The organism is Aequorivita vladivostokensis (genome assembly GCF_000952855.1).
In the GTDB taxonomy this organism is placed as follows: Bacteria; Bacteroidota; Bacteroidia; order Flavobacteriales; family Flavobacteriaceae; genus Aequorivita; species Aequorivita vladivostokensis.
The window spans coordinates 160,054-182,335 of record NZ_JSVU01000003.1 but is presented as its reverse complement, the minus strand read 5'-3'; the positions used below and the strand labels follow the sequence as shown (position 1 = coordinate 182,335).

17 protein-coding genes are annotated in these 22,282 nt (G+C 40.9%); 15 read left to right on the top strand and 2 right to left on the bottom strand.

Annotation, left to right across the window (positions count from 1 at the left end):
• The first annotated feature begins 92 nt into the window (after positions 1-92).
• From MB09_RS05695 to MB09_RS05685, 3 genes are all read left to right on the top strand, one after another.
• Positions 93-779: a DUF4331 family protein gene (locus MB09_RS05695; protein WP_045079928.1), complete on the top strand. Its 687-nt coding sequence runs from the start codon at positions 93-95 to the stop codon at positions 777-779.
• 28 nt (positions 780-807) lie between these two features.
• Positions 808-1,434, top strand: a complete 627-nt coding sequence (locus MB09_RS05690) for a DUF4331 family protein (protein ID WP_045079927.1) — start codon at positions 808-810, stop codon at positions 1,432-1,434.
• 97 nt (positions 1,435-1,531) lie between these two features.
• Positions 1,532-2,809 (top strand): tetratricopeptide repeat protein, encoded by a 1,278-nt coding sequence (locus tag MB09_RS05685; protein WP_045079926.1) that lies wholly within the window; start codon positions 1,532-1,534, stop codon positions 2,807-2,809.
• Between the two features lie 207 nt (positions 2,810-3,016).
• On the opposite strand, the gene MB09_RS05680 is transcribed toward MB09_RS05685, so the two are convergent.
• Entirely contained in the window at positions 3,017-3,814 is a 798-nt protein-coding gene (locus MB09_RS05680; protein ID WP_045079925.1) for an anti-sigma factor, read from the bottom strand.
• Positions 3,815-3,820: 6 nt separating this feature from the next.
• Positions 3,821-4,354, bottom strand: coding sequence for an RNA polymerase sigma factor (locus tag MB09_RS05675; RefSeq protein WP_045079924.1), 534 nt, complete (start codon positions 4,352-4,354; stop codon positions 3,821-3,823).
• A gap of 212 nt (positions 4,355-4,566) precedes the next feature.
• On the opposite strand from MB09_RS05675, the gene MB09_RS05670 reads away from it, so the two are divergent.
• The 12 genes from MB09_RS05670 to MB09_RS05615 all read left to right on the top strand — a co-directional run bounded on the left by MB09_RS05670 (position 4,567) and on the right by MB09_RS05615 (position 22,278).
• Complete coding sequence (locus tag MB09_RS05670) at positions 4,567-8,013, top strand: M36 family metallopeptidase (RefSeq protein ID WP_052671300.1); 3,447 nt, start codon at positions 4,567-4,569, stop codon at positions 8,011-8,013.
• An 86-nt stretch (positions 8,014-8,099) separates the two neighbouring features.
• Positions 8,100-8,642, top strand: a complete 543-nt coding sequence (locus tag MB09_RS05665) for an NADPH-dependent FMN reductase (RefSeq protein ID WP_045079923.1) — start codon at positions 8,100-8,102, stop codon at positions 8,640-8,642.
• The gene (locus tag MB09_RS05660) at positions 8,642-9,943 is read left to right on the top strand and encodes an anthranilate synthase component I family protein (RefSeq protein WP_045079922.1); all 1,302 of its coding nucleotides are present in this window, start codon (positions 8,642-8,644) and stop codon (positions 9,941-9,943) included. Before MB09_RS05665 ends, MB09_RS05660 begins: the two co-directional genes overlap by 1 nt.
• 133 nt (positions 9,944-10,076) lie before the next feature.
• The gene (locus tag MB09_RS05655; RefSeq protein ID WP_045079921.1) at positions 10,077-10,763 is read left to right on the top strand and encodes a hypothetical protein; all 687 of its coding nucleotides are present in this window, start codon (positions 10,077-10,079) and stop codon (positions 10,761-10,763) included.
• 4 nt (positions 10,764-10,767) lie between these two features.
• Positions 10,768-11,472, top strand: a complete 705-nt coding sequence (locus MB09_RS05650; RefSeq protein WP_045079920.1) for a DUF3307 domain-containing protein — start codon at positions 10,768-10,770, stop codon at positions 11,470-11,472.
• Between the two features lie 9 nt (positions 11,473-11,481).
• A complete protein-coding gene (tilS, locus tag MB09_RS05645; protein ID WP_045079919.1) occupies positions 11,482-12,786 on the top strand; it encodes a tRNA lysidine(34) synthetase TilS in 1,305 nt (434 codons plus the stop codon).
• A gap of 239 nt (positions 12,787-13,025) precedes the next feature.
• Positions 13,026-14,009 carry a 6-phosphofructokinase gene (gene pfkA / locus MB09_RS05640; RefSeq protein ID WP_045079918.1) on the top strand — a complete coding sequence of 328 codons (984 nt, stop codon included), beginning with the start codon at positions 13,026-13,028 and terminating at the stop codon, positions 14,007-14,009.
• A gap of 43 nt (positions 14,010-14,052) precedes the next feature.
• Positions 14,053-15,048 carry a type I glyceraldehyde-3-phosphate dehydrogenase gene (gene gap / locus MB09_RS05635; protein WP_045079917.1) on the top strand — a complete coding sequence of 332 codons (996 nt, stop codon included), beginning with the start codon at positions 14,053-14,055 and terminating at the stop codon, positions 15,046-15,048.
• Between the two features lie 3 nt (positions 15,049-15,051).
• Positions 15,052-15,954: an N-acetylglucosamine kinase gene (locus MB09_RS05630; protein ID WP_045079916.1), complete on the top strand. Its 903-nt coding sequence runs from the start codon at positions 15,052-15,054 to the stop codon at positions 15,952-15,954.
• A gap of 127 nt (positions 15,955-16,081) precedes the next feature.
• Complete coding sequence (pgi, locus tag MB09_RS05625; protein WP_045079915.1) at positions 16,082-17,656, top strand: glucose-6-phosphate isomerase; 1,575 nt, start codon at positions 16,082-16,084, stop codon at positions 17,654-17,656.
• 79 nt (positions 17,657-17,735) lie between these two features.
• Positions 17,736-19,277, top strand: coding sequence for a YifB family Mg chelatase-like AAA ATPase (locus MB09_RS05620; protein WP_045079914.1), 1,542 nt, complete (start codon positions 17,736-17,738; stop codon positions 19,275-19,277).
• 97 nt (positions 19,278-19,374) lie between these two features.
• Positions 19,375-22,278, top strand: coding sequence for a M16 family metallopeptidase (locus tag MB09_RS05615; RefSeq protein WP_045079913.1), 2,904 nt, complete (start codon positions 19,375-19,377; stop codon positions 22,276-22,278).
• Positions 22,279-22,282: the final 4 nt, after the last annotated feature.

Here is a 22,282-nt window from a genome sequence, read left to right as displayed (position 1 = left end):
ATGATTAACGCACTTTTAAAAACCATGCAGTTACATTTAAACGTAAGTATTAGCGAACAAGTAAAAATAAATAATATAAACCAACAAGAAAGATGAAAAAATCAAAACTTTTTGCAGTAATCGGTGGAATAGGCGTTGCCGTACTATCGATATTTTTAATATCCGCGGATCACATTGATGCGCCTGCAGTTCAGGGAACTACAGCAGATATTACCGACTTTTATGCCTTTCAGGGCGAAAATAGCGGAAACCTAGTGTTTGCGGCCAACGTGCAAGGGCTATTAGCTCCGGGCGAACCCACCGAGCAGGCCAAATTTGACGAGACAGTATTAATCGAAATCAATATTGATAACAATAACGATTTAAAGGAAGACTTGGTCATACAGGCCATTAGACGTGGCGATTCCATGTACTTCTTTGGCCCAACGGCTCCGGCTACACAAGGGTTGGTTAGTACTATTGCCACATCAACTAGAAGAAGTGTGAAAATTTCAACAACGGATGATGTGCAAATTGCCGAAAAAGACGGAATGAAATTTTTTGCCGGACCCCGCGAAGATCCGTTTTTCTTTGATTTCAATCAATACAATGCCATATTGGCTGGCGATGCCCCCGGCTTTGAAAATCCAGGTACAGATACCTTTGCTGGCTCAAACGTTTTGAGCGTTGTTGTTGAAGTGCCTAAATCAATGCTTCCAGGTGGAGTAGCGGGTGTTAATCCATTTGCTCCGAATACACCTATCTATAATGTATGGGTTGAAGCCAAAAGAAAACAATAAAAATTGCTAACCTTAAAAATTTAAAAAAATGAAAACATTAAAATATATAACTTTTGTTGTTGCAATGTCAACATCGCTATTGTTCATTCAGTGTAAAGATGATGACGATAATATAATAACGCAGGCAACGTGTACGGATGGAATTAAAAACGGAGATGAAACCGATATTGACTGTGGTGGACCCCTTTGTGAGCCATGCGAGCAAACACTCGATTTCAGCGGAAACTACGTGCAGGAGGACCAAATGGGTCGCCCGGGTATCAATACCGTGTTTGGTACCGAAGGTTTTAAAAATGCCTTTAACGTAACAGTCCCTTCAGAAATGCAAGCTGCATTTCAGGATAAATTTGAGGCCAAATTATTGGCTCTTAATGCTGGGTACACAGAAAATGCATTAGGCTTAACAGCCGAGGAATTTACAAAAATTCTTTCCAATGATGTACTTTGGGTGGCGAAAACAGGCATCACCACCTATTTTAACGGCACAGAAATCTTGACAGGTAGAACCTTGAGCGATGATGTGATAGATGTATCATTATTATTGATCTTTGGTGGACCAATGGGTGATGAAAATCCTGGTCTTACCAGCGATGGCGTACCAACCAACGACGTTGCATTCTCAAGCAGCTTCCCTTATTTGGCTGGACCATTTTAATAGACCTAACTTAAAATCAGAAAAGAGAACCGATTGCGTTCTCTTTTTTGGTTTTAATATTTTTCAATTAGGTAAAACCAACTTTAAAAAAATTTATATGAAAAGAATCATCACAATACTGGTTGTTGCCGTGTTTTTTGGATGTCAGGAAAAGGCTGAAAAAATTACCGATAGCAATGATTACGACAAATATCTCAGCACCCACCACACACCCTCCAAAGATGCAGTAGAAAAGGAATTGCAGTTTTGGCAAACCCGCTTCAATAATGACTCTACCCACTTAATGGAAATGGGCCGGTTATCGGGAATACACGCATCGCTTTTTGGAAATACGGGTGATATTTCAGAATTGAAAACTTCCGAAAAACTGATAAAGAAATCAATTGATGTTGCAGCGCGAAATAAAGATAGCTATTTGCGAAGTTTGGCGCATAATTATATTTCGCAGCATAGGTTCAAGGAAGCGCAGGTGCTTCTGGATAGTGCTTATTTGTACCCGGACAACAGAAAGGAAACAGAAATGATGCTCTTTGATGTTGCCATGGAATTGGGTGAATATGATAGGGCAGATACACTTTTAGGGAAAATTAAGGACACTCAGGATTTCAATTATTTAATTCGATTGGCCAAATGGAGCGATCACAACGGAAATCTTGACGCTGCTATCAAATATTTAGAGCAGGCCAAACAAATTGCCGAAACCCGCGATAACAGAGGTTTCAAATTGTGGATTTATAGCAACATAGGCGATTTCTATGGTCATGCCGGCCGTCTGGAAGATGCGTATAACAGTTATTTAAAAACATTAGAGCTCGAGCCAGATAATCATTACGCAAAAAAGCAGCTAGCGTGGATGGTTTATGCTGCTGAAAAAAACACGAAAGAAGCAAACCGTATTCTGGATTCATTAATGGTGAACCATAAAGCTCCTGATTATTATTTGCTGAAGGCCGAAATAGCTGAATATGAAGGCAATTCTTCGGAAGTAAAAAAACAAAATGCAATGTTTCTTAAAGCTGCCCAGGATTCTAATTATGGCGCAATGTACAATACGTATTTAATTAATCTTTATGCCGAAACAGAACCAGAGCAAGCCTTAAAACTTGCGGCGATGGAAATTAACAATCGTGCCACGCCGGAAACATATCAGTTACTTGGGTATGCCCAATTAAAAGCTGGCCACAAAGAGGCTGCCCTAAAAACGATTGAAGAATATGTCATCGGCAAAACTGAAGAACCAAAAGCTCTATTTCACGCTGCGTTGATTTATAAAGCTAACGGCATGGATGATAAGGTTGCGGCCTTAAAGGAAGAACTTATGGGCGCCAGCTATGAGTTGGGGCCTGTAACAGCCAAGGAAATAGATAAATTATAAAATTTTAAAACCAATCTCCTAATATTTACGTAAGTATAGTTGAGGTTGGTTATCTATCAAGAAGTTGATAGATTTTACAAGACCGGTTGATCCGGTTTTCAGAGTTTTTTTGTTAGTTGAAGCGTCCGTCATTTTTGGCGGGCGCTTTTACTTTTATATAAAACAAAAAAAATCTGGACTTCGGTCCAGATTTTTTTAATTGCTTAATTATATTGTGATAACGCCCAGCGTATATAATTGCGACATGGTGGGTGTCTCGCTTCCGCCCTCAGGCTCTAGAGTTATTCCGAACGCTTCGGCATCCGGGAAATTTACGAACTTGAAAATCCCTTCTCCCATCTCATTTTCAGTAGAAATCAGTCCCATACTGGTAGGAGTGAGCGGTTCCATTTTAAGCGACCATACCTGATAAACCTTTCCTCGTGGTGGTGTTGGCAGTCCTTTGGTGTCTATGTAAGCAATGTTTTCACTTTTGTTTAAATATACCTTTGCAAAGGCTTCAGGAGCCACAGCCTGATTGCCGGGAAGAGTATAGACTTGATAATCTTTTGATCTTAAAACTTCCAGCACTTCATTATTTTCAGCCAATTGACTTTCAGCTTTTGATTTTTCTTCGCGTAAAATGGTGTTTTCGGTTGTTGTAACCTGAAGTGAATTATTGAGATCGTTAGTTTGTTTTAACATCCACATAATTCCTCCCATAAATAGAATGGCCGCCGCCCAACCGGTAATTGCCGGCCAGTTTAGGGACCTTACTTTAGGGTCCTCGGTTTTATTGCTGGCATTTCGGATTGCCTTTAAAATATTTGTCCAATTCATTTCTTGAACAGGCGGCGCAACCGTTTCTGCAAGGTGTAACAAAGATTGTTCAATAAGTTCTACTTCGTGCCTTACTTCGGGAAAATCCTGAATTGCCTTTTCTACTTCCAATGCTTCATCCGGCGGCAGTGCGCCGCAGACGTACATTTCTAAATTTCCTGATGTTATTATTTCTTCGGGGTTCATATTATTTTATCCTAAGACCATTACCCGTAATTCATTTATACAGGTACGGTTTCTTGTTTTTAATGTTCCTAACGGTATGTCAAGTGTCTTTGAGGCTTCTGCTTGTGTAAAGCCCTTAAAATATAAAAGGTCTATTATTTTAATACAAGCAGGTTTTAGCGCGTCAACAAATTTCTTTATGCCTATGGCATTGGTTTTTCTGTTTAAACTATCTGAGGATGATAGTATATCTACGAAGTTTGTTGTACTTAGGTTTTTTCTGGAATTTTTGAAAGCTTTGGATCGGGTCTCATCGATTGCGGTGTTTCGTGCAATGTTCAGAAGCCAGGTAAAGAAGCGTCCTTTTTCTATTGAATAGGAGCCTGCATTGTTCCAAATTTTTATAAAAACATCCTGTAAAAGTTCTTCGGCAGTTGCTTCATCTAAAACAATACTATAGATTATACCATATATGGCTTCACTGTACATTGTATATAATTGGGAGAAAGCTTTCTCGTTCCCGCCTTGCATCTCAGTAATGAGATTATTGGGTTGTTCCATGAAATGTTGATTTTCTTGCTAGTAAATGTAACGAAAGTTTTTAAGAATTTTATTTTTCCTGGAATAGGAATGTCAAATTGCAAATTTTGAAATCCACTATGTTAAATTTCATCAGTATTTTAAGAAAATGTTGTGAAAAAACTAAATTTTAATAGCTTTACAGAACTTAACCAACTTACAGGCTAATATTAATCCAAACAAATCAAAAAAAAATGAAAAAAGTTACCCAGAGTTTATTCTTGGTCATCTTGCTCATGTTTTCGGGCGCCTTGGCTGCTCAAAATTTTTCGAGAGCAATTGACCAACAACTAAATCATTTTGTAGAACAGAATGATTTATTACCACAAGACGCGCAGTGGCAAGTAACCAGCGAAACCTTCAGCAAGAAAAGTGGTATTCAGCACATTTATTTCAGACAAACTTTAGATGGGATTGAAATTTATGGTACCGAATCCAGCATACACCTTACATCCAATGGTAAGGTAGTATCAAAAGACAGTAAATTTGTGAAGAATACCGCACAAAAGCGCACAGGGTCAAATGCTCCTGCACTTACTGCGGTACAAGCGATTCAGGCTGCGGCTTCGCATTTTAACTATTCAATTACAGATTCTTTTTCAGTTTTGGAAAGAGCTTCCGGTGTTGATAGAAAAACCTTATTAAGCGATGGCGGAATTTCCCTTAGCCCAATTCCTGCTAAGTTGATGTACGCAATCACTGATAATGATGGGCTGGTACTTACTTGGGACATTTCAATTCAGGAAAAAAGCCAACAAGATTGGTGGAGTTTAAGAATTGATGCCAATACTGGAGCTATTGTAAATCAGGCAAACTGGATGGTAAGCTGTGCCACGCACCACGATCATAGCAATGATGTAAAGGAAATGAATTTTAATGCTAATTTGTATGATATTCCCAATTATGATGAATTGATTGCAGAGTCTACCGCTGCCTGTACAGAATGTTATGAAGTTTTCGCGCTACCTCTGGAAAGTCCATATTACGGGGCTCGCACTATTGAGGTTCAACCAGCCAACGCTACTGCCTCTCCTTTTGGATGGCACGATACTAATGGCGTGGCCGGTGCTGAATTTACCACTACCCGTGGTAATAATGTGAATGCTTATGAAGATGGTAACAATCCGGGATACCAACCTGATGCCGGTGCCAATTTGGAATTCACGGGATATCCGTTCAGTCAAATTTATACTAGTGGAAACCAATATGAAGATGCTGCCATAACCAATCTTTTTTATATGAATAACATTATACACGACGTGATGTACCAGTATGGTTTTGACGAAGTGGGCGGTAACTTCCAAGAAAATAACTATGGCAACGGAGGCGCGGGAAGTGACTCTGTAAATGCCGAGGCACAGGACGGTTCAGGTACCTGTAACGCTAACTTTGGAACTCCACCAGATGGTGGAAATCCTACGATGCAAATGTATATATGTGGCGACAAGGATGGTGATTACGACAACCTTGTGATTATCCACGAATATGGCCATGGTATCTCAAACCGTTTGACCGGAGGTCCATCAGCTGCCGGATGTTTGCAAAATGCAGAACAGATGGGAGAAGGCTGGAGTGATTTCTTCGGAGTGTTAATGACAATTGAGCCGGGTGATACTGGCACTGATGCCAGGGCGGTAGGAACATATCTTTTTGGCCAAGGTCAAGGAGGTGGTGGTATTCGTGATTATCCTTATACCACTGATATGGGAGTAAATCCTCAAACTTACGATTTTATTAAAACTGCAGCTGTGCCGCATGGCGTTGGTTCAGTATGGGCTACAATGCTTTGGGAAGTAACTTGGGCCCTAATAGATGAGCACGGATTTGATGCTGATATTTACAATTTTACCGGAGACGTGAACCAAGATGCCGGAAACATTCAAGCTATGGCCTTAGTTATAGAAGGTATGAAATTACAGCCTTGTAGTCCTGGTTTTGTGGATGGTCGTGACGCAATTTTTGCTGCTGACCAAGCCCTTTATGGTGGCGCCAATGAATGCTTACTGTGGGATGCTTTTGCAAAGAGAGGATTAGGTTTCAGTGCAAACCAAGGCTCATCAGGAAGTAGAAGTGATGGAACACAAGCCTTTGATACTCCTTCTCAAACTGCTTCCCTTTCTATTCTTGATGAAGTATGCGCATCATCTGAGGTGCTTACTGATTTGGGTGGAGGATCACCAAGCGGTGGTACATATAGTGGTCCCGGTGTAACAGATAACGGTAACGGTTCTACTTTTACTTTTGATCCCGCAGCGGCCGGCGTAGGAGTTCACACAGTTACTTATGACGTTCCTTCAGGACCTTGTTCCGTGGCGTCTTCTGCTACAGATACTATTGAGGTACTTGCCGTACCTGCAGGGCCAACTACCACAGGAGTTACAGATTTCTGTGTGGGTGAACCTGTAACAGTAACGGCAACCCTAAATGATCCTTCTAATATAATTAGGTGGTTCGATGCTCCAACCGGTGGAAACTTTCTTTTTGAAGGTGAATCATATACATTTACTCCTGTGGGAACCACTACCGTTTATGCACAGGAAAGTGCCCCTGGACCATTATCACAATTGGTTATTTCAGAAATAAATTTACAGGCTCCGGATAGATTGGAAATTCAGAATGTAGGCATAGCTACCGATTATACGGGCTATAAGGTAGCGGTAAGTGATACTCCTTATACAAATATCAACTCAGTAAATTCAATTGTTAAAAATCTGGGAAGTATGGCTGCCAATTCCGTTATGGATTGGAACGATGACAGTGGTGCCGGATACTGGGGCAATAATATATTCTGGGACAATTCGGGAACGGGATGGATATTAATAATTGACCCAAGTGGAAACGTAGTTGATTCTGTATTTTGGAATTTCAGTGCTTCTGAGATTGCTGGATTTAACGTAACTATTTCTGGATTTAACATTACCGCAGCAGACCTGGATTGGACTGGTGTAGGTGCTTCGTTGGTGACCGATTGTGGTTCCGATTCTTATAGAAGGGTTGGTGATACAGACACTGCAGCCGACTGGTCTGGTATTTGTGAAAATTCAGATTTCGGAACGCCAAATAGCGATATCAATTTAGGAACACCTGGTTGTGCCGGTGCACGCACCGAAACAGAAGTGACCGCTGAAACTGAGAATCCTGTTCTAACCTGTCCTGCGGATGTAATGGTAGAGGTAAACCAGGGAGAGCAGTATCAATTACCTGATTATACAACTATAGCAACTGCAACCGACAACTGCCCTGACCCTGCAATTACTCAAGATCCTGCGGCTGGAACAATGGTTGGCCCTGGCGTTACCACAATGACAATGACTGCGACCGATGGTGCAGGAAATGAAGACACTTGTACATTTACGGTTACCGTAGATGAGATTTTGGGACTTGGTGATAATGAATTTGCCAATAATATTTTATTATATCCAAACCCAACTACTGGCGAACTCACGTTGTTGAATAAAACGTCTACACAACTTAGTAACGCAGTTATTACAGATGTGAAGGGAAGAGTTATTAAATCAATAGACTTGACAGAAGCGGGAATGGAAACCAATTTCTCTTTGGAAAGTCTTGCAACTGGAATGTATTTTGTAAAAATAAATGCAGAAAATACAAGTATTGTAAAGCGTATCGTGAAACAATAAGTTGTAAATAGTTATATTCTAATAACCCGCGTCAATTTTATTTGGCGCGGGTTTTTTTACATTTCAGTTTTCAATAACTTTGGCAGATGAAAAAAATATTATTCCTTGCGGGAAGCAACAGCAGTAAATCCATCAACCATAAATTCGTCAGTTTTGCAGCTTCTCAGGTTGCGGGTCAGAATGTGGAAATAATTAAGTTGACAGATTATGACCTCCCCATGTTTGGAGAGGATATTGAACGCGAAAAAGGCTATTCCGCAAATCTAAAAATGCTATACAACAAAATCAGGGAAGCCGATGCGCTGGTTATTTCGGTTAACGAGCACAATGGAATGGTTTCGGCATATTTCAAAAATACAATAGATTGGCTCTCCCGTTTGGACCGAAATTTTCTGGACGGCAAAAAGGTTATGTTGATGAGTACTTCCAATGGAAGACGTGGTGCTGCCTCGGCTTTGGAATATACAAAAAGCATCCTTCCCAGATTTGGCGCCATAGTAGTGGAAAGCTTTAGTTTTCCTTCCTATTCACATAATTTTTCGGAAGAAAATCAATCAATTTCAGACGAAATACTTTTGTTGGGCTTTACCGATGTACTCCAGAATTTTGTACACCAACTTGAACAATAATGCGGACCGTAAAGAAATTTCCTTTTTCTTTAAACGAAGACTTCAAAATCCGCCTTCTGCAATGGGCACAACAGTTTGATGAGGTTGTGTGGATGGATAGCAACCACTATTCACAAAAGCACGAAACCTATCAGGCAATTTTGGCGGTCGATGCCTTTACGGCAATAAAAACCGATACCTACAGCGCTTTTGACAATTTGAAGGAATATCAAACCACTACGAAGGATTGGGTTTTCGGTTATCTTACCTACGACCTTAAAAATGACGTGGAAAAGTTATCATCCAATAATTTTGACGGACTGGGTTTCCCCGAGCTGTATTTTTTTCAACCAAAAAAGGTTTTTCTTTTTTTTGAAGACAGTGTTGAAATGCACTATTTGAATATGGTAGCCGATGAATTTGAAACAGATTGGGAAGCCATTTTGGAAACACCCCAAAAGCCCGATGAAGGTGAAACATCGAAAGCCATTAGTATAAGTCTTCGCACTTCAAAAGATAGTTATATCCAAAAGGTTGATCAGGTGCTTGGGCACATTGGTCGGGGCGATATTTACGAAGCAAACATTTGCCAGGAATTTTATTCGGAAGGCGCCGAAATCATTCCTTTTGAAATTTTTAGGCGGCTCAATGAAATTTCAAAACCGCCCTTTTCAGTCTTTTTGAAGTTGAACCACCTATTTGCTCTTTCGGCCTCTCCGGAACGCTATCTTAAAAGAACGGGAAATACTGTAATTTCCCAACCCATCAAAGGCACGGCAAAACGGTTGAAAAATAAGGAGGAAGATTTAAAAATGGCGCAGCAATTGGCCGCGGACCCAAAAGAACGCAGTGAAAATATTATGATTACCGATTTGGTTCGCAACGATTTGTCACGAATTGCCGAAAAGGGCAGCGTTACCGTAGATGAACTTTGCACCATTTATACCTTTGAACAGGTCCATCAAATGATTTCGACCGTGAGCTGCCTTGTGCCGCAAGATTTTTCGAGTGTGGAGATTTTGAGAAATACGTACCCAATGGGCAGTATGACAGGTGCTCCGAAAATTTCGGCCATGCGAATAATAGAGGACACTGAAGATGCAAAGCGCGGCCTCTACAGTGGAGCCATCGGATATTTTACTCCGTCGGGAGATTTTGATTTTAATGTGGTTATTAGAAGCATTCTCTACAATGCTACAAAAAAATACTTGAGCTATTCCGTGGGCAGCGCGATTACCATTAATTCCCTTCCCGAAAAGGAATATGAGGAATGCCTACTTAAAGCAAAGGCCATGCGGGAAGTTTTGAACACGGAGTTTTAGGTTTGATGATTTATTATTACTTCCTATTAGTTAATAAACTTATAAACACCATTTATTAGTGTTTTAACTTATAAACATATTTTATTAGTTTAATAGCTAATAAAATTATATCTTTGGAAAAAAGTTTCATGGAATGGCCTATTCAGTAATCTCTGGCGACATTATTTCATCCACAAGTTTAAGCCTTGAAGACAGTAAGCTCGTGGAGGAAAATTTGAAAATTCTGCTCCAGGATTTGAAGACGATATTTAATGCATATGGTCGAATCATTAAAGGAGATTATTTGGAATGCGTTGTTCCGAATGCGTCTGAAGGCTTGCAGGTAGCATTGGCCGTAAAAAGTTTTGTGAAAGCCATTCCAATAGATGTAAAGAAATACAAAAAGGAGGATAACCGTTTAAAACAGTTCAAAACCCACGGCATACGGTTGGCAATAGGTTATGGGGAGTTGAGCCGCTACAATCCCGAGCAAGGTATTATAGATGGGGAGGCAATCTACCTGTCCGGCCGCGAAATTAGCGGAGAATCCACCTATAACAAGGAACGTATCGTGATAAAAAACACCATGTTTTTTGCGTCTAAAGATGAGGATTTAAATAAAAATTTTCAACCTTTACTGGCGTTGTTGGACGTTTTGCTGAGTAAAGCCACATCGCGGCAATGCGAGGTTTTATATTTAAAACTGTTGAACAACCAAGAGGATGAAATAGCCAAGCGCCTCGGCATTGGGCAATCTGCAGTCAATCAGCATTCCACCAGCGTGGGCTGGAACGCCATTGATGAAGCGGTTAACTATTTCAAAATGGTAATTTCAAAATAAAACTATGGGACTAAAGGAACTTTTGCTGCTCCAGTTCATCGCGCACCTATGCTTGGATTATTTTTTCCAGACCGACAGACTTGCGAAGCAAAAAAACACCATCGGCTTTAAAAGTCCTTTTCTGTATTGGCATGCCTTGGCTTGTTTTGCACTGGCGTGGCTGTTTTCCCTACTGCTAAGTTTTGTATTGGCCGCGGCTATCATATCCATATCCCACTTCATATTGGATGGATTCAAGCGTCATCTCAACAACAGTCGTTACTTTGGAAGATATGCCTTTTTTATAGACCAGGCCGCCCATCTGGCAATACTAGTAATAGTTGTGGTTCTATTTAACAAATGGCACGGTATCAACCCATCCATCGAGGTTTCACTCAATTTTAAATATTTACTTATAATTACGGGATATTTGGTCTGTCTAAAACCCGCGAATATTTTTATAAGAGAAGTGTTCAAGGCTACTGAAATACAGGTCAGCAGCGATAATGAGATGCCCAATGCCGGAAAGGTAATAGGCGTTTTGGAGCGTATTCTAACCCTTACGTTTATCATAGTTTCACAATATTCAGCTGTGGGATTTTTAATTGCCGCAAAATCCATCCTTCGCTATGGAAATAACGAAACCTTAAAGACCGAATACGTGCTTATCGGTACGATGCTCAGTTTCGGAATAGCCGTAATTGCTGGAATAATCATAAACTTTTTCTAAATAAGAAGATTGCTGACCCAATTCACAAAAAATATTGAAACCAATTTTTCTTTCTTAAAAGGAAAAAAACTGCTCATTGCCTGTAGCGGTGGCCTTGACAGTGTGGTTCTAACCCACTTGGTGAAAAATCTCAGTTTCGAAATGGCGTTGGCACACTGCAATTTTTCGCTGCGCGGAAAAGAAAGCGATGCGGATGAAATGTTTGTTATTGGCTTGGCAAAAAATTTGGAAATCCCGGTTTTCGCCGAAACTTTTGACACCCAAAAATTTGCCAAAGAGCATAAAATCTCAACCCAAATGGCGGCCCGTGAGCTGCGCTACGGCTGGTTTATGGAAATTTTAAAGAATTTCAAGTATGACTATCTTCTAACGGCCCATCATTTGGACGATGATTTGGAAACATTCTTCATCAATCTCTCTCGGGGGACTGGCTTGAGCGGCTTTACTGGAATTCCGAAAAAGAACAATAAAATTATAAGACCACTTTTGGATTTTTCACGTGAGGAAATTTTGCAATATGCCGAAACAAATAATCTAAAATGGCGCGAGGACAGTAGCAACCAAAAAACTGATTATCTCAGAAATAAACTGCGTTTGGAAGTATTGCCAAAATTTAAGGAATCTAGTGAGCCGGTTTTGAAGAATTTCCAAAAAACCCGGCACAATTTGCTGGCCTCCCAAAATTTAATTGAAGATTACTTGGCTTTGGTGTATAATTCGGTTGTTACTCAAGCTCCCGATTCGTATAAAATCAACATTCCAAAAATAAAGGACTTACCGCATACGGAAGCGTTGTTGTATGAACTTTTGAAAAGTTTCGGATTTACCGAGTGGGATGATGTTTCAAATTTATTGGAGGCGCAAACAGGCAAACAAGTTTTTTCCAAAACGCACCGGCTTTTAAAAAACCGTGACGAATTGATTTTAACTGAAATTAATTCTGAAAATTCAAAGGAAGAATTTTTGATTTATGAAGAAGGAATCACCGCGCCAATTACTCTAAAAATAGAGCCTTCAAAATATATCGGTGAAACCGAAAAAAACTTGATTTATGTAGCTTCGGAAAAACTGAAATTCCCATTAAAACTCAGGAAGTGGGAGCGGGGCGATACTTTTCAGCCCTTTGGGATGAAGGGAAAGAAGAAATTGAGCAAATTTTTTAAGGACGAGAAAATTCCCATGCACGAAAAGGAAAAAATCTGGCTGCTTTTAAGTGATGGAGAGATAGTCTGGGTAGTCGGGCATAGAATGGACGACCGTTTCAAGGTAACCGATAATTCAAGTAAAATTTTGAAAATAACTTGGAGGCCTTAATAGTTAAAACAAGAATCCCGACCATTGGCCGGGATTCTTTAACAAACCTAACTTAGTAAACTTTAAAGTGCACCAAGAATATTTTCTATCCCCACAAAAAATATTGCTTTGTGCATTATCCACTAATTCTATGATTCAAATATATGCCAGTTATTAAATTTCCACAATACGTACTTACACGTATTTTTTTCTGATTAAAATCATTTTGAATTGCAAACAATAATAGTAACTTTCCATTTATGAAAATACCAAAAAAAATTGGGATACTAACCAGCGGCGGAGATGCCCCAGGTATGAACGCCGCCATACGCGCAGTGGTTAGGGCCTGCGCCTATCACAATATGGAATGCACTGGCATTTACCGTGGTTTTCAGGGCTTGATTGAAGGCGATTTTAAGGAATTGAACGCACGTTCGGTAAAAAATATTATCAATCGAGGCGGCACATTTTTGAAATCTGCCCGTTCCAAAGATTTTAGAACGGAAGCAGGTAGAAAGCAAGCCTTCCAAAACCTTCAGAATGAAAGCATAGATGCCTTGGTGGTTATTGGCGGTGACGGTACATTTGCGGGGGCATCGGTTTTCGTACAAGAATTTAACTTTCCCATTGTCGGTCTTCCCGGAACAATTGATAACGATATCAATGGCACCGATTACACCATAGGTTACGATACGGCTTTGAATACCGTTGTGGAGGCAATTGATAAAATTCGTGATACCGCAAATTCACACAACCGTCTTTTTTTGGTGGAAGTTATGGGCCGCGATGCTGGCGACATCGCCCTAAACGCAGGTATTGGCGCCGGCGCAGAGGAAATCTTGATACCCGAGCAGAATATGGGGCGCGAACGCTTGTTGGAATCCTTAAGCCGAAGTAAAAAATCGGGAAAGACCTCAAGCATAGTCGTAGTTTCCGAGGGCGACCAGATAGGCAAGAATATTTTTGAACTGGCAAAATATATTGAGGAGAATCTAAAGGAATACGAAGTACGCGTCACAGTATTGGGACACATACAGCGCGGCGGGGCACCCAGTTGCTACGACCGTGTCCTCGCCAGTCGTTTGGGGGTAGGCGCCGTAGATGCGCTTTTACGGGGCGAAACCAATGTAATGATGGGAATAGTCCACAACAAGGTTACCTCTGTTCCGTTTTCAGAAGCACTAAAAGGAAGCAATGAAATAGATGAGGAATTAATACGTGTTGCAGATATTATTTCAATATAAAAATTTGCAAAGAAATAAGAATAATAAAGACATAAGAAAAGATATGACTAAAATAGGAATTAACGGCTTTGGCCGCATCGGGCGTTTAGCCTTTAGAATTGCATCAGAAAGAAAAGATATTGAAATAGTTGCGGTGAACGACTTACTTGAGGTAGACCATTTGGCCTATTTGCTGGAATTCGATTCCGTACACGGAAGATTTCCGGGTAAAATTGAGGTGAAGGATGACAATTTGATTGTCAACGGAAAAACAATACGAGTCACCGCCGAAAAAAATCCCGAAAACCTGAAATGGAGCGATGTAAATGCAGATATAATTATTGATTGCACCGGCATTTTCAAGGAAGTTGATTCCGCATCGGCACACTTAAAAGCTGGCGCCAAAAAAGTGGTGATTTCCGCGCCTTCCAAAACTGCGCCTATGTTTGTGATGGGCGTAAACGACAAAGAGGTAAAGCCTTCGGATACAATTATCTCCAATGCCTCGTGCACTACAAATTGTCTTGCGCCCATGGCTAAAATAATCAATGACGAATACGGAATTGTGGAAGCATTGATGACTACGGTCCATTCAGTTACAGCCTCGCAGTCCACCGTGGACCAGCCTTCGAAAAAAAATTATCGTTTGGGAAGAAGCGCTCTGAGCAATATTATTCCCACTACTACAGGGGCGGCGGTTGCCGTGACCAAGGTAATCCCGGAATTAAAGGGAAAATTGACTGGAATGGCGTTCCGCGTTCCCACCACAGATGTTTCCGTGGTAGATTTAACCGTCCGCACGGAGAAACCCGCAACGTACGACGAAATAAAAGCACTCTTCAAAAAAGCTTCCGAAAAGGAGTATAAAGGCATAGTGAATTATACGGAAGCCGAAGTGGTTTCGCAGGATTTCGTTTCGGACCCATACATTTGTACCTTTGATGCCAATGCCGGCATTGCGCTTAACGATAATTTCTTTAAGTTAGTGGCTTGGTATGATAACGAATACGGCTATTCCGCAAAATTGGTTGACCTTGCCGCTCACGTTGCAACGCTATAAATTATGACCCTAATAACCGATGGTGGTTCTACAAAATGTGATTGGGTATTGTTGGATAATTCCGGCAATATCGTGTTCAAGACCGCTACTTTAGGGTTGAATCCTGCGATTGTTCCCAAGGAGGAATTGATAGCTCGCATTGTTGAAAACCAAACTCTAAACGATGTTTTCAAAAGTGTTGAAATGCTCGATTTTTATGGAGCGGGCTGCGGCACTGCGACTCCGAGAAGTATTTTAAAGGAAGTTTTGCAAGGTCTATTTGTAAAAGCCAATGTCAATGTATATGGAGATATGGCGGCAGCGGTATTCGCGACTACTACAGCACCGGGAATTGTGTGCATTTTGGGCACGGGAAGCAACAGTTGCTATTTTGATGGCACCGAGATTCACTCCCCAATTCCTTCCTTGGGCTTTATTTTAATGGATGAGGCCAGTGGCAATTACTTCGGAAAAAAATTATTGTTGAATTATTTTTACCAACGGATGCCATCGGAAATTGCGGAAGAATTTGAAAGAGAGTTCAATTTGGGGGCAGATTATATCAAAATAAATTTATACAAAAAACCAAATCCAAACGCATACTTGGCGTCATTCGCGCAGTTCATATTTAGGCAGCCTGGCCGCCAACCTAATTTTGAAAAATTTGAAAGTGGCGGGAAAGAAATAAACCCATACTTTTACGCGCTGATAAAAGAGGGTATTTTAAATTTTATTGAATATCGCATTCTCTGTTATGAAAAAGCGCACGAAGTGCCAGTCCATTTTATTGGTTCCATCGCACATTTTTCGGAGAAAATTATAAAGGAGTGTTTCAATGAACATAATCTGGAACTCGGAAATATTGTTCAGCGACCCATTGATGGACTAATTGATTATTATAATGCGAAAATTTCAAATAGAAAATAACAGTTCCGCAAAAAAATGTATGCAGTCGCAGTCACAGTTGGCAGTGAGAAATGAAATCGAATTAAATCACAAATAACAAATCCCAACTCTAAAATCATAAATCGTAAATCGTTAATCGTAAATCAAAATGTCCTTACCAAAAGTAAATCCCACAAAAACCGATACTTGGAAAGCGCTTGAAAAACATTTTCGGGAAATGGAAATGCTGCAGATGCAGGATGTTTTTTTAAAGGATTCCGATCGCGCGGACGACTTTAAAATTGAATGGCAGGATTTTTATTTGGACTATTCGAAGAACAGAATTACAGATGAAACCCTTTTGCTTTTGCTAAAACTTGCTGAGGAAATAAATTTGAAAGAAGCCATCGTTCAGCAATTCTCGGGAGAAAGGATTAACGAAACCGAAGACCGCGCCGTACTGCACACCGCCTTGCGCGATTTTAACAATATGAAACCCGAAGTATGGGAAACGCTTCAAAAAATGAGGCATTTTTCAGAAGAGATTACAAACGGCTCAAACAAAGGGTTTACCGGGAAAGCAATTACAGATGTTGTAAACATTGGCATTGGCGGCAGCCATTTGGGCCCGGAAATGGTAACTGAGGCACTTCAGTTTTACCGAAATCATTTAAGAACACACTTTATTGCAAACATTGATGGCGATGATGTGGCCGAAAAACTCAAATCACTGAACCCGGAGACAACCCTTTTTATAATCGTTTCCAAAAGTTTTACCACGCAGGAAACCATTGCAAACGCTTCCGTAGTAAAAAAATGGTTTTTAAAAAATGCTTCGGAAGCCGATATTGAAAAACATTTTATAGCCGTATCAGCCAATGTAGAAGGAGCAAAGGAGTTTGGCATTTCCGAAGAAAATATTTTCCCGATGAAGGATTGGGTAGGCGGCAGGTTTTCACTGTGGAGTTCGGTCGGTCTGTCAATTTGCTGCAGCATTGGTTTCAATAATTTTGAGGAATTACTAAAAGGTGCTTTTGAAATGGACAAACATTTCAAGAACGAGGATTTCAATCAAAACATTCCAGTGGTACTGGCCTTACTTTCAGTTTGGTACAACAACTTTTTTAATGCAGAAAGTGAAGCCGTTGTTGCCTATTCGCAATATCTGCACAAATTGGTTCCATACCTGCAGCAGGCCGTGATGGAAAGCAATGGGAAGAGCGTGGACAGAAACGGCAATAAAATAGATTATCAAACTGGGACGATAGTTTGGGGCAATGTGGGCAGTAATTCGCAGCACGCCTATTTTCAACTTTTGCACCAAGGAACAAAACTGATTCCGACGGATTTTATAGGTTTTAGTGAACCATTGCACGGCAATAGTTACAATCACAATATTTTAATGGCCAATTTCTTCGCCCAGACCGAAGCACTTTGGGAAGGAACGCACGCCGAAAAGGTTGAAAATCCATTCAAGTTTTTCGAAGGCAACAAACCGACCAATTCCATTTTGATAAAAAAATTGACCCCGAGAAACCTCGGAAGTCTTATTGCCATTTACGAACACAAACTTTTCGTGCAGGGCATTATTTGGAATATTTTCAGTTATGACCAATGGGGCGTGGAACTGGGGAAAACTGTAGCAAAAGGAACATTAACTGCTATTGAGAAGAATAATCCTTCTCTGGTAAAGAATCCATCCACCAGAAAACTTTTGGCCCAATTTTTAAAAAAATCACAATAAACTATAAACCACAAACCCTACACTACAAACATTTTTTATATCTTTCAGTTGTAAACTCCCCGTTTATACTTACTGAATTATGCTTACAAAAGTTTATGGAAGCGCCGTCTTTGGCGTAGAGGCCACAACTATTACCGTAGAAGTAAATGTGGATAATGGAATAGGTTACCATCTTGTGGGTTTGCCGGACAATGCCATTCGCGAGAGCAATTTTCGCATTGCCGCTGCACTTCAGAACAACGGATACAAGATTCCCGGGAAAAAATTGATCCTCAATATGTCGCCCGCAGACCTTCGGAAGGAAGGTTCGGCTTATGACCTTACCTTGGCTATGGGCGTTCTCGTGGCCACGGAACAGATTGAAGAACGAAACCCTCTTTCGGAATATATCATCATGGGCGAACTTTCCCTCGACGGAAATCTTCAGCCCATTCGTGGTGCTTTGCCCATTGCTTTAAAAGCCAAGGAAGAAGGTTTTAAAGGATTTATTCTTCCGAAGCAAAATGCGAAAGAGGCAGCAATAGTAGAAGGAATCGAGGTTTTCGGAATCGAGAATATAAAGGAGGTTATTGATTTCTTTAATGAAAACATCCCGCTGGAAAGAACAGAGGTAGATATGGTTGCCGAGTTTTACGAACATTTGGAACATCCGGAACACGACTTTGCCGATGTAAAAGGCCAAGAGTCCATAAAACGCTGTATGGAAATTGCCGCAGCCGGTGGCCATAATATTATTTTGATAGGTCCGCCGGGTTCTGGAAAAACAATGCTCGCCAAACGTTTGCCCAGCATTCTGCCGCCAATGACCTTACAGGAAAGCCTGGAAACAACCAAAATACACAGCGTCGCGGGACGCACGATGGAAAAGGGTGGAATTATGACCTCGCGCCCGTTTCGGAGTCCACACCATACCATAAGCGACGTAGCTCTCGTAGGCGGTGGGCAATATCCACAGCCAGGAGAAATAAGTTTGGCCCACAACGGTGTTTTGTTTTTGGATGAATTGCCCGAATTTAAACGGGGCGTTCTCGAAGTAATGCGGCAACCGCTGGAAGACCGCGATGTAACCATTTCCCGCGCAAAATTTACCGTAACCTATCCCTCCAGTTTTATGCTCGTGGCGAGCATGAACCCAAGTCCGGGCGGATATTTTAACGATCCCGATGCTCCGGTAATGTCTTCACCTGCCGAAATGCAACGCTATTTGAGCAAAATCTCCGGGCCTTTATTGGACAGGATTGATATTCATATTGAAGTCACGCCAGTACCTTTTGAAAAATTAAGCGATGAACGCCGTGGCGAATCCAGTATTGTAATTCGCGAGCGGGTTACCAATGCCCGAAAAATACAGGCCAAGCGCTTTTTGGAATTTGAGAATATACATTACAACGCCCAAATGGGTGTGAAGCAAATCCGTCAATTTTGTAAATTAGACGAGTCTTCATTGCAACTTTTAAAAACTGCAATGGAACGATTGAACCTTTCGGCCCGCGCGTATGATCGAATTTTAAAGGTAGCACGCACCATCGCCGATTTGGAAGATTCCGAAGAAATAAACGGCAACCATATTTCCGAAGCCATTCAATACAGAAGTTTGGATCGGGATGGATGGTTTGGCTGAGATTTCGATATTGTCCAACTATCTTCGTTTTAACTTATTTTTAAGACATATACTTATCACACATAGTATCTTTAAAACTTTCTAAATTAAACTAAATATGTTCAAAATTTCCCTCAAAACAAGTGTTATCGCCTTGGCTTTAACATCGCTACTTGTCTTTTCGTGCAAGACAAAACAAGTAAGCTCCACAGAAACGGCTACAGAGATGGCTACAGAAAATACGGCTGAAGATAACGCAAAACTTTCCGTGCCTTTCGAAAAATACGAACTCGAAAACGGTCTGGACGTTATTCTTCATCAAGATAAAAGCGATCCAATTGTTTCAATCGCCATTCAGTATGGCGTAGGGTCAAACCGTGAAAAAACCGGGCGCACCGGCTTTGCCCACCTTTTTGAGCACATGCTTTTTCAGGAATCTGAAAACGTGCCACAGGACCAATTCTTCAAAACAATCCAGGATGCGGGCGGAACGCTAAACGGTGGAACGTGGAAGGATGGTACAATTTATTACGAAATAGTTCCCAAAAACGCCATGGAAACCGTAATGTGGCTGGAGAGCGACCGTATGGGTTTTTTAATAAACACTGTAACCGAATCGGCATTTTATAACCAACAGGAAGTGGTGCAGAATGAAAAGCGCCAGCGTGTGGACAACAATCCGTACGGCCATACCAGTTGGGTAATTGACAAAAATCTGTATCCCGAAGGCCATCCATACAATTGGCAGGTAATTGGCGAATTGGAAGATCTTCAAAATGCAACCGTGGAAGATGTAAAGGAATTTTACGATCGTTTTTACGGTCCAAACAATGCCACTTTGGTTTTGGCTGGAGATTTTGATACAGCCGAAGCCAAGCAAATGATCGAGAAATATTTTGGCGAAATAAAGCGTCGTCAAGAAGTAGAGCCTTTAAAACCGCAACCGGTCACACTTTCAGAAACCAAAAGACTTTACCACGAAGACAATTTTGCCACCGCACCACAACTCAATATTGTTTGGCCAACGCTGCAACAATATACTGAAGATGCCTACGCATTGGATTTTTTGGGAGAAATACTTTCCCAAGGAAAAAAGGCCCCTTTGTATAAAATTTTGGTTAAAGAGAAGGATTTAACCGCTAGAACTATGGCTTACAACAATTCCAGTGAATTGGCCGGTGATTTTCAAATTTCAATCACAGCCAATAATGGTGTCGATTTGGATGAAGTGGAAAAAGGAATTTTTGAAGCCTTTGCACTTTTCGAAAAAGAAGGCGTAACAGACAGCGATGTGGAAAGAATTAAAGCCGGATTAGAAACCCAATTTTATAACGGTATCAGCAGTGTGTTGGGCAAATCATTCCAATTGGCAAGATATAATGTTTTCACGGGTAATCCTGGATTTATAACGGAAGATATCGAAAATATCAAAAAGGTTACAAAAGAAGATGTGATGCGGGTTTACAACCAATATATAAAGAATAAACCGTACGTAATGACCAGCTTTGTGCCGAAGGGACAACTTGAACTTATTGCGGAAAATTCCGAAAAGGCAAACGTAGTTGAAGAGGAAATAAAGGAAAACATTGCCAAGAAAATTGAAGATACAAATACTGAAATTGTAAAAACGCCTTCCCGCTTTGACCGTTCAAAACCACCCGTTCAGGGAGCGGCGCCCGAGCTTAACATTCCGGAAATGTGGACGGCAAATCTTGAAAATGGATTGAAAGTCTCTGGAATTGAACAAAACGAGATACCCACCGTGAACTTTAGTTTGGTTATTGAAGGCGGCCATTTACTCGATGATATGCAGAAAAATGGGGTCGCCAATTTAATGAGCGACATCTTGATGGAAGGAACGGCCAGTAAAACGCCGGAGGAGCTAGAGGAAGCAATTGACCTTTTGGGCGCCAGCATCAATATGTACACTACTGATGAATCCATAGTAATCCGTGGAAATACGCTTACCCGAAATTTCAGTGAAACGATGGATTTGGTTACCGAAATCTTTTTGGAACCCCGTTGGGACGAAGAGGAATTGGGACGTATAAAAACCAAGACAATTAACCAAATTGAGCGCTCCGATGCCAATCCAAATGTCGTCGCGAATCGGGTTTACAATAAAATTCTTTACGGGGAAGACCACATTTTCAGCTATCCAGCAATAGGTACCGTGGAATCTGTGAGGGCGATAACGATGGACGATTTAAAGGAATATTACAATAAGAATTTTTCGCCATCCATCAGTAGCTTTCAGGTAGTTGGAAAAATTGATAAAGAGACGGTTTTGAAAGATATAAAAGAGTTGGAAACGCGGTGGGCAGCAAAACCGGTAACCATTCCCGAATATCCTGTCGCCAACAATCGCGATAAGGCTTCACTTTACTTTGTGGACATTCCTAACGCCAAACAATCGGTAATCAACATCGGATACATTGCCCTGCCACGAACCGATGCCGATTTCTATCCAGCGGAAGTGATGAATTATAAATTGGGTGGTTCCTTCTCTGGTAATGTGAATTTAATTCTGCGCGAGGAAAAAGGATATACCTATGGCGCCCGAACCAATTTCAGCGGAAGCAAGATTCCGGGAACGTTTACCGCTTCGTCCAGCGTTAGAACGAATACTACGGGCGAATCCGTTCAAATTTTTAGGGATGAAATTTCAAAATACAAAGAAGGCATATCACCCGAAGATTTAGAGTTTACAAAGAATGCGCTCATAAAATCAAACGCGCGCCGTTTTGAGACCCAAGGTTCACTTTTGGGAATGTTGCAGGAAATCAACGAATACAACCTTCCGGCAAATTATATTGAAAAGGAAGAAGCAACCATCAAAAATATGACTTTGGAACAGCACAAGGAATTGGCCAATAAATATTTGGACGCCTCAAAAATGGCCTATTTGGTGGTCGGAGATGCCGCTACCCAATTTGAGCAATTTAAGGATATGGGCTTTGACGAAGTGAAGCTTCTCGATAAAAATGGAGAGGAAGTAAAGCTTGAGGAAGTAAAGAAGTAATATT

What these genes read in the sequence shown, in the direction of transcription:
- MB09_RS05665 (WP_045079923.1), top strand. Translation starts at nt 8,100, where the DNA reads ATGAAAAAAATATTATTCCTTGCGGGAAGCAACAGCAGTAAATCCATC.
- MB09_RS05690 (WP_045079927.1), top strand. Translation starts at nt 808, where the DNA reads ATGAAAACATTAAAATATATAACTTTTGTTGTTGCAATGTCAACATCG.
- MB09_RS05615 (WP_045079913.1), top strand. Translation starts at nt 19,375, where the DNA reads ATGTTCAAAATTTCCCTCAAAACAAGTGTTATCGCCTTGGCTTTAACA.
- MB09_RS05630 (WP_045079916.1), top strand. Translation starts at nt 15,052, where the DNA reads ATGACCCTAATAACCGATGGTGGTTCTACAAAATGTGATTGGGTATTG.
- MB09_RS05675 (WP_045079924.1), bottom strand. Translation starts at nt 4,354, where the DNA reads ATGGAACAACCCAATAATCTCATTACTGAGATGCAAGGCGGGAACGAG.
- MB09_RS05680 (WP_045079925.1), bottom strand. Translation starts at nt 3,814, where the DNA reads ATGAACCCCGAAGAAATAATAACATCAGGAAATTTAGAAATGTACGTC.
- MB09_RS05670 (WP_052671300.1), top strand. Translation starts at nt 4,567, where the DNA reads ATGAAAAAAGTTACCCAGAGTTTATTCTTGGTCATCTTGCTCATGTTT.
- MB09_RS05660 (WP_045079922.1), top strand. Translation starts at nt 8,642, where the DNA reads ATGCGGACCGTAAAGAAATTTCCTTTTTCTTTAAACGAAGACTTCAAA.
- MB09_RS05650 (WP_045079920.1), top strand. Translation starts at nt 10,768, where the DNA reads ATGGGACTAAAGGAACTTTTGCTGCTCCAGTTCATCGCGCACCTATGC.
- MB09_RS05620 (WP_045079914.1), top strand. Translation starts at nt 17,736, where the DNA reads ATGCTTACAAAAGTTTATGGAAGCGCCGTCTTTGGCGTAGAGGCCACA.
- pfkA (WP_045079918.1), top strand. Translation starts at nt 13,026, where the DNA reads ATGAAAATACCAAAAAAAATTGGGATACTAACCAGCGGCGGAGATGCC.
- MB09_RS05655 (WP_045079921.1), top strand. Translation starts at nt 10,077, where the DNA reads ATGGCCTATTCAGTAATCTCTGGCGACATTATTTCATCCACAAGTTTA.
- pgi (WP_045079915.1), top strand. Translation starts at nt 16,082, where the DNA reads ATGTCCTTACCAAAAGTAAATCCCACAAAAACCGATACTTGGAAAGCG.
- MB09_RS05685 (WP_045079926.1), top strand. Translation starts at nt 1,532, where the DNA reads ATGAAAAGAATCATCACAATACTGGTTGTTGCCGTGTTTTTTGGATGT.
- gap (WP_045079917.1), top strand. Translation starts at nt 14,053, where the DNA reads ATGACTAAAATAGGAATTAACGGCTTTGGCCGCATCGGGCGTTTAGCC.
- MB09_RS05695 (WP_045079928.1), top strand. Translation starts at nt 93, where the DNA reads ATGAAAAAATCAAAACTTTTTGCAGTAATCGGTGGAATAGGCGTTGCC.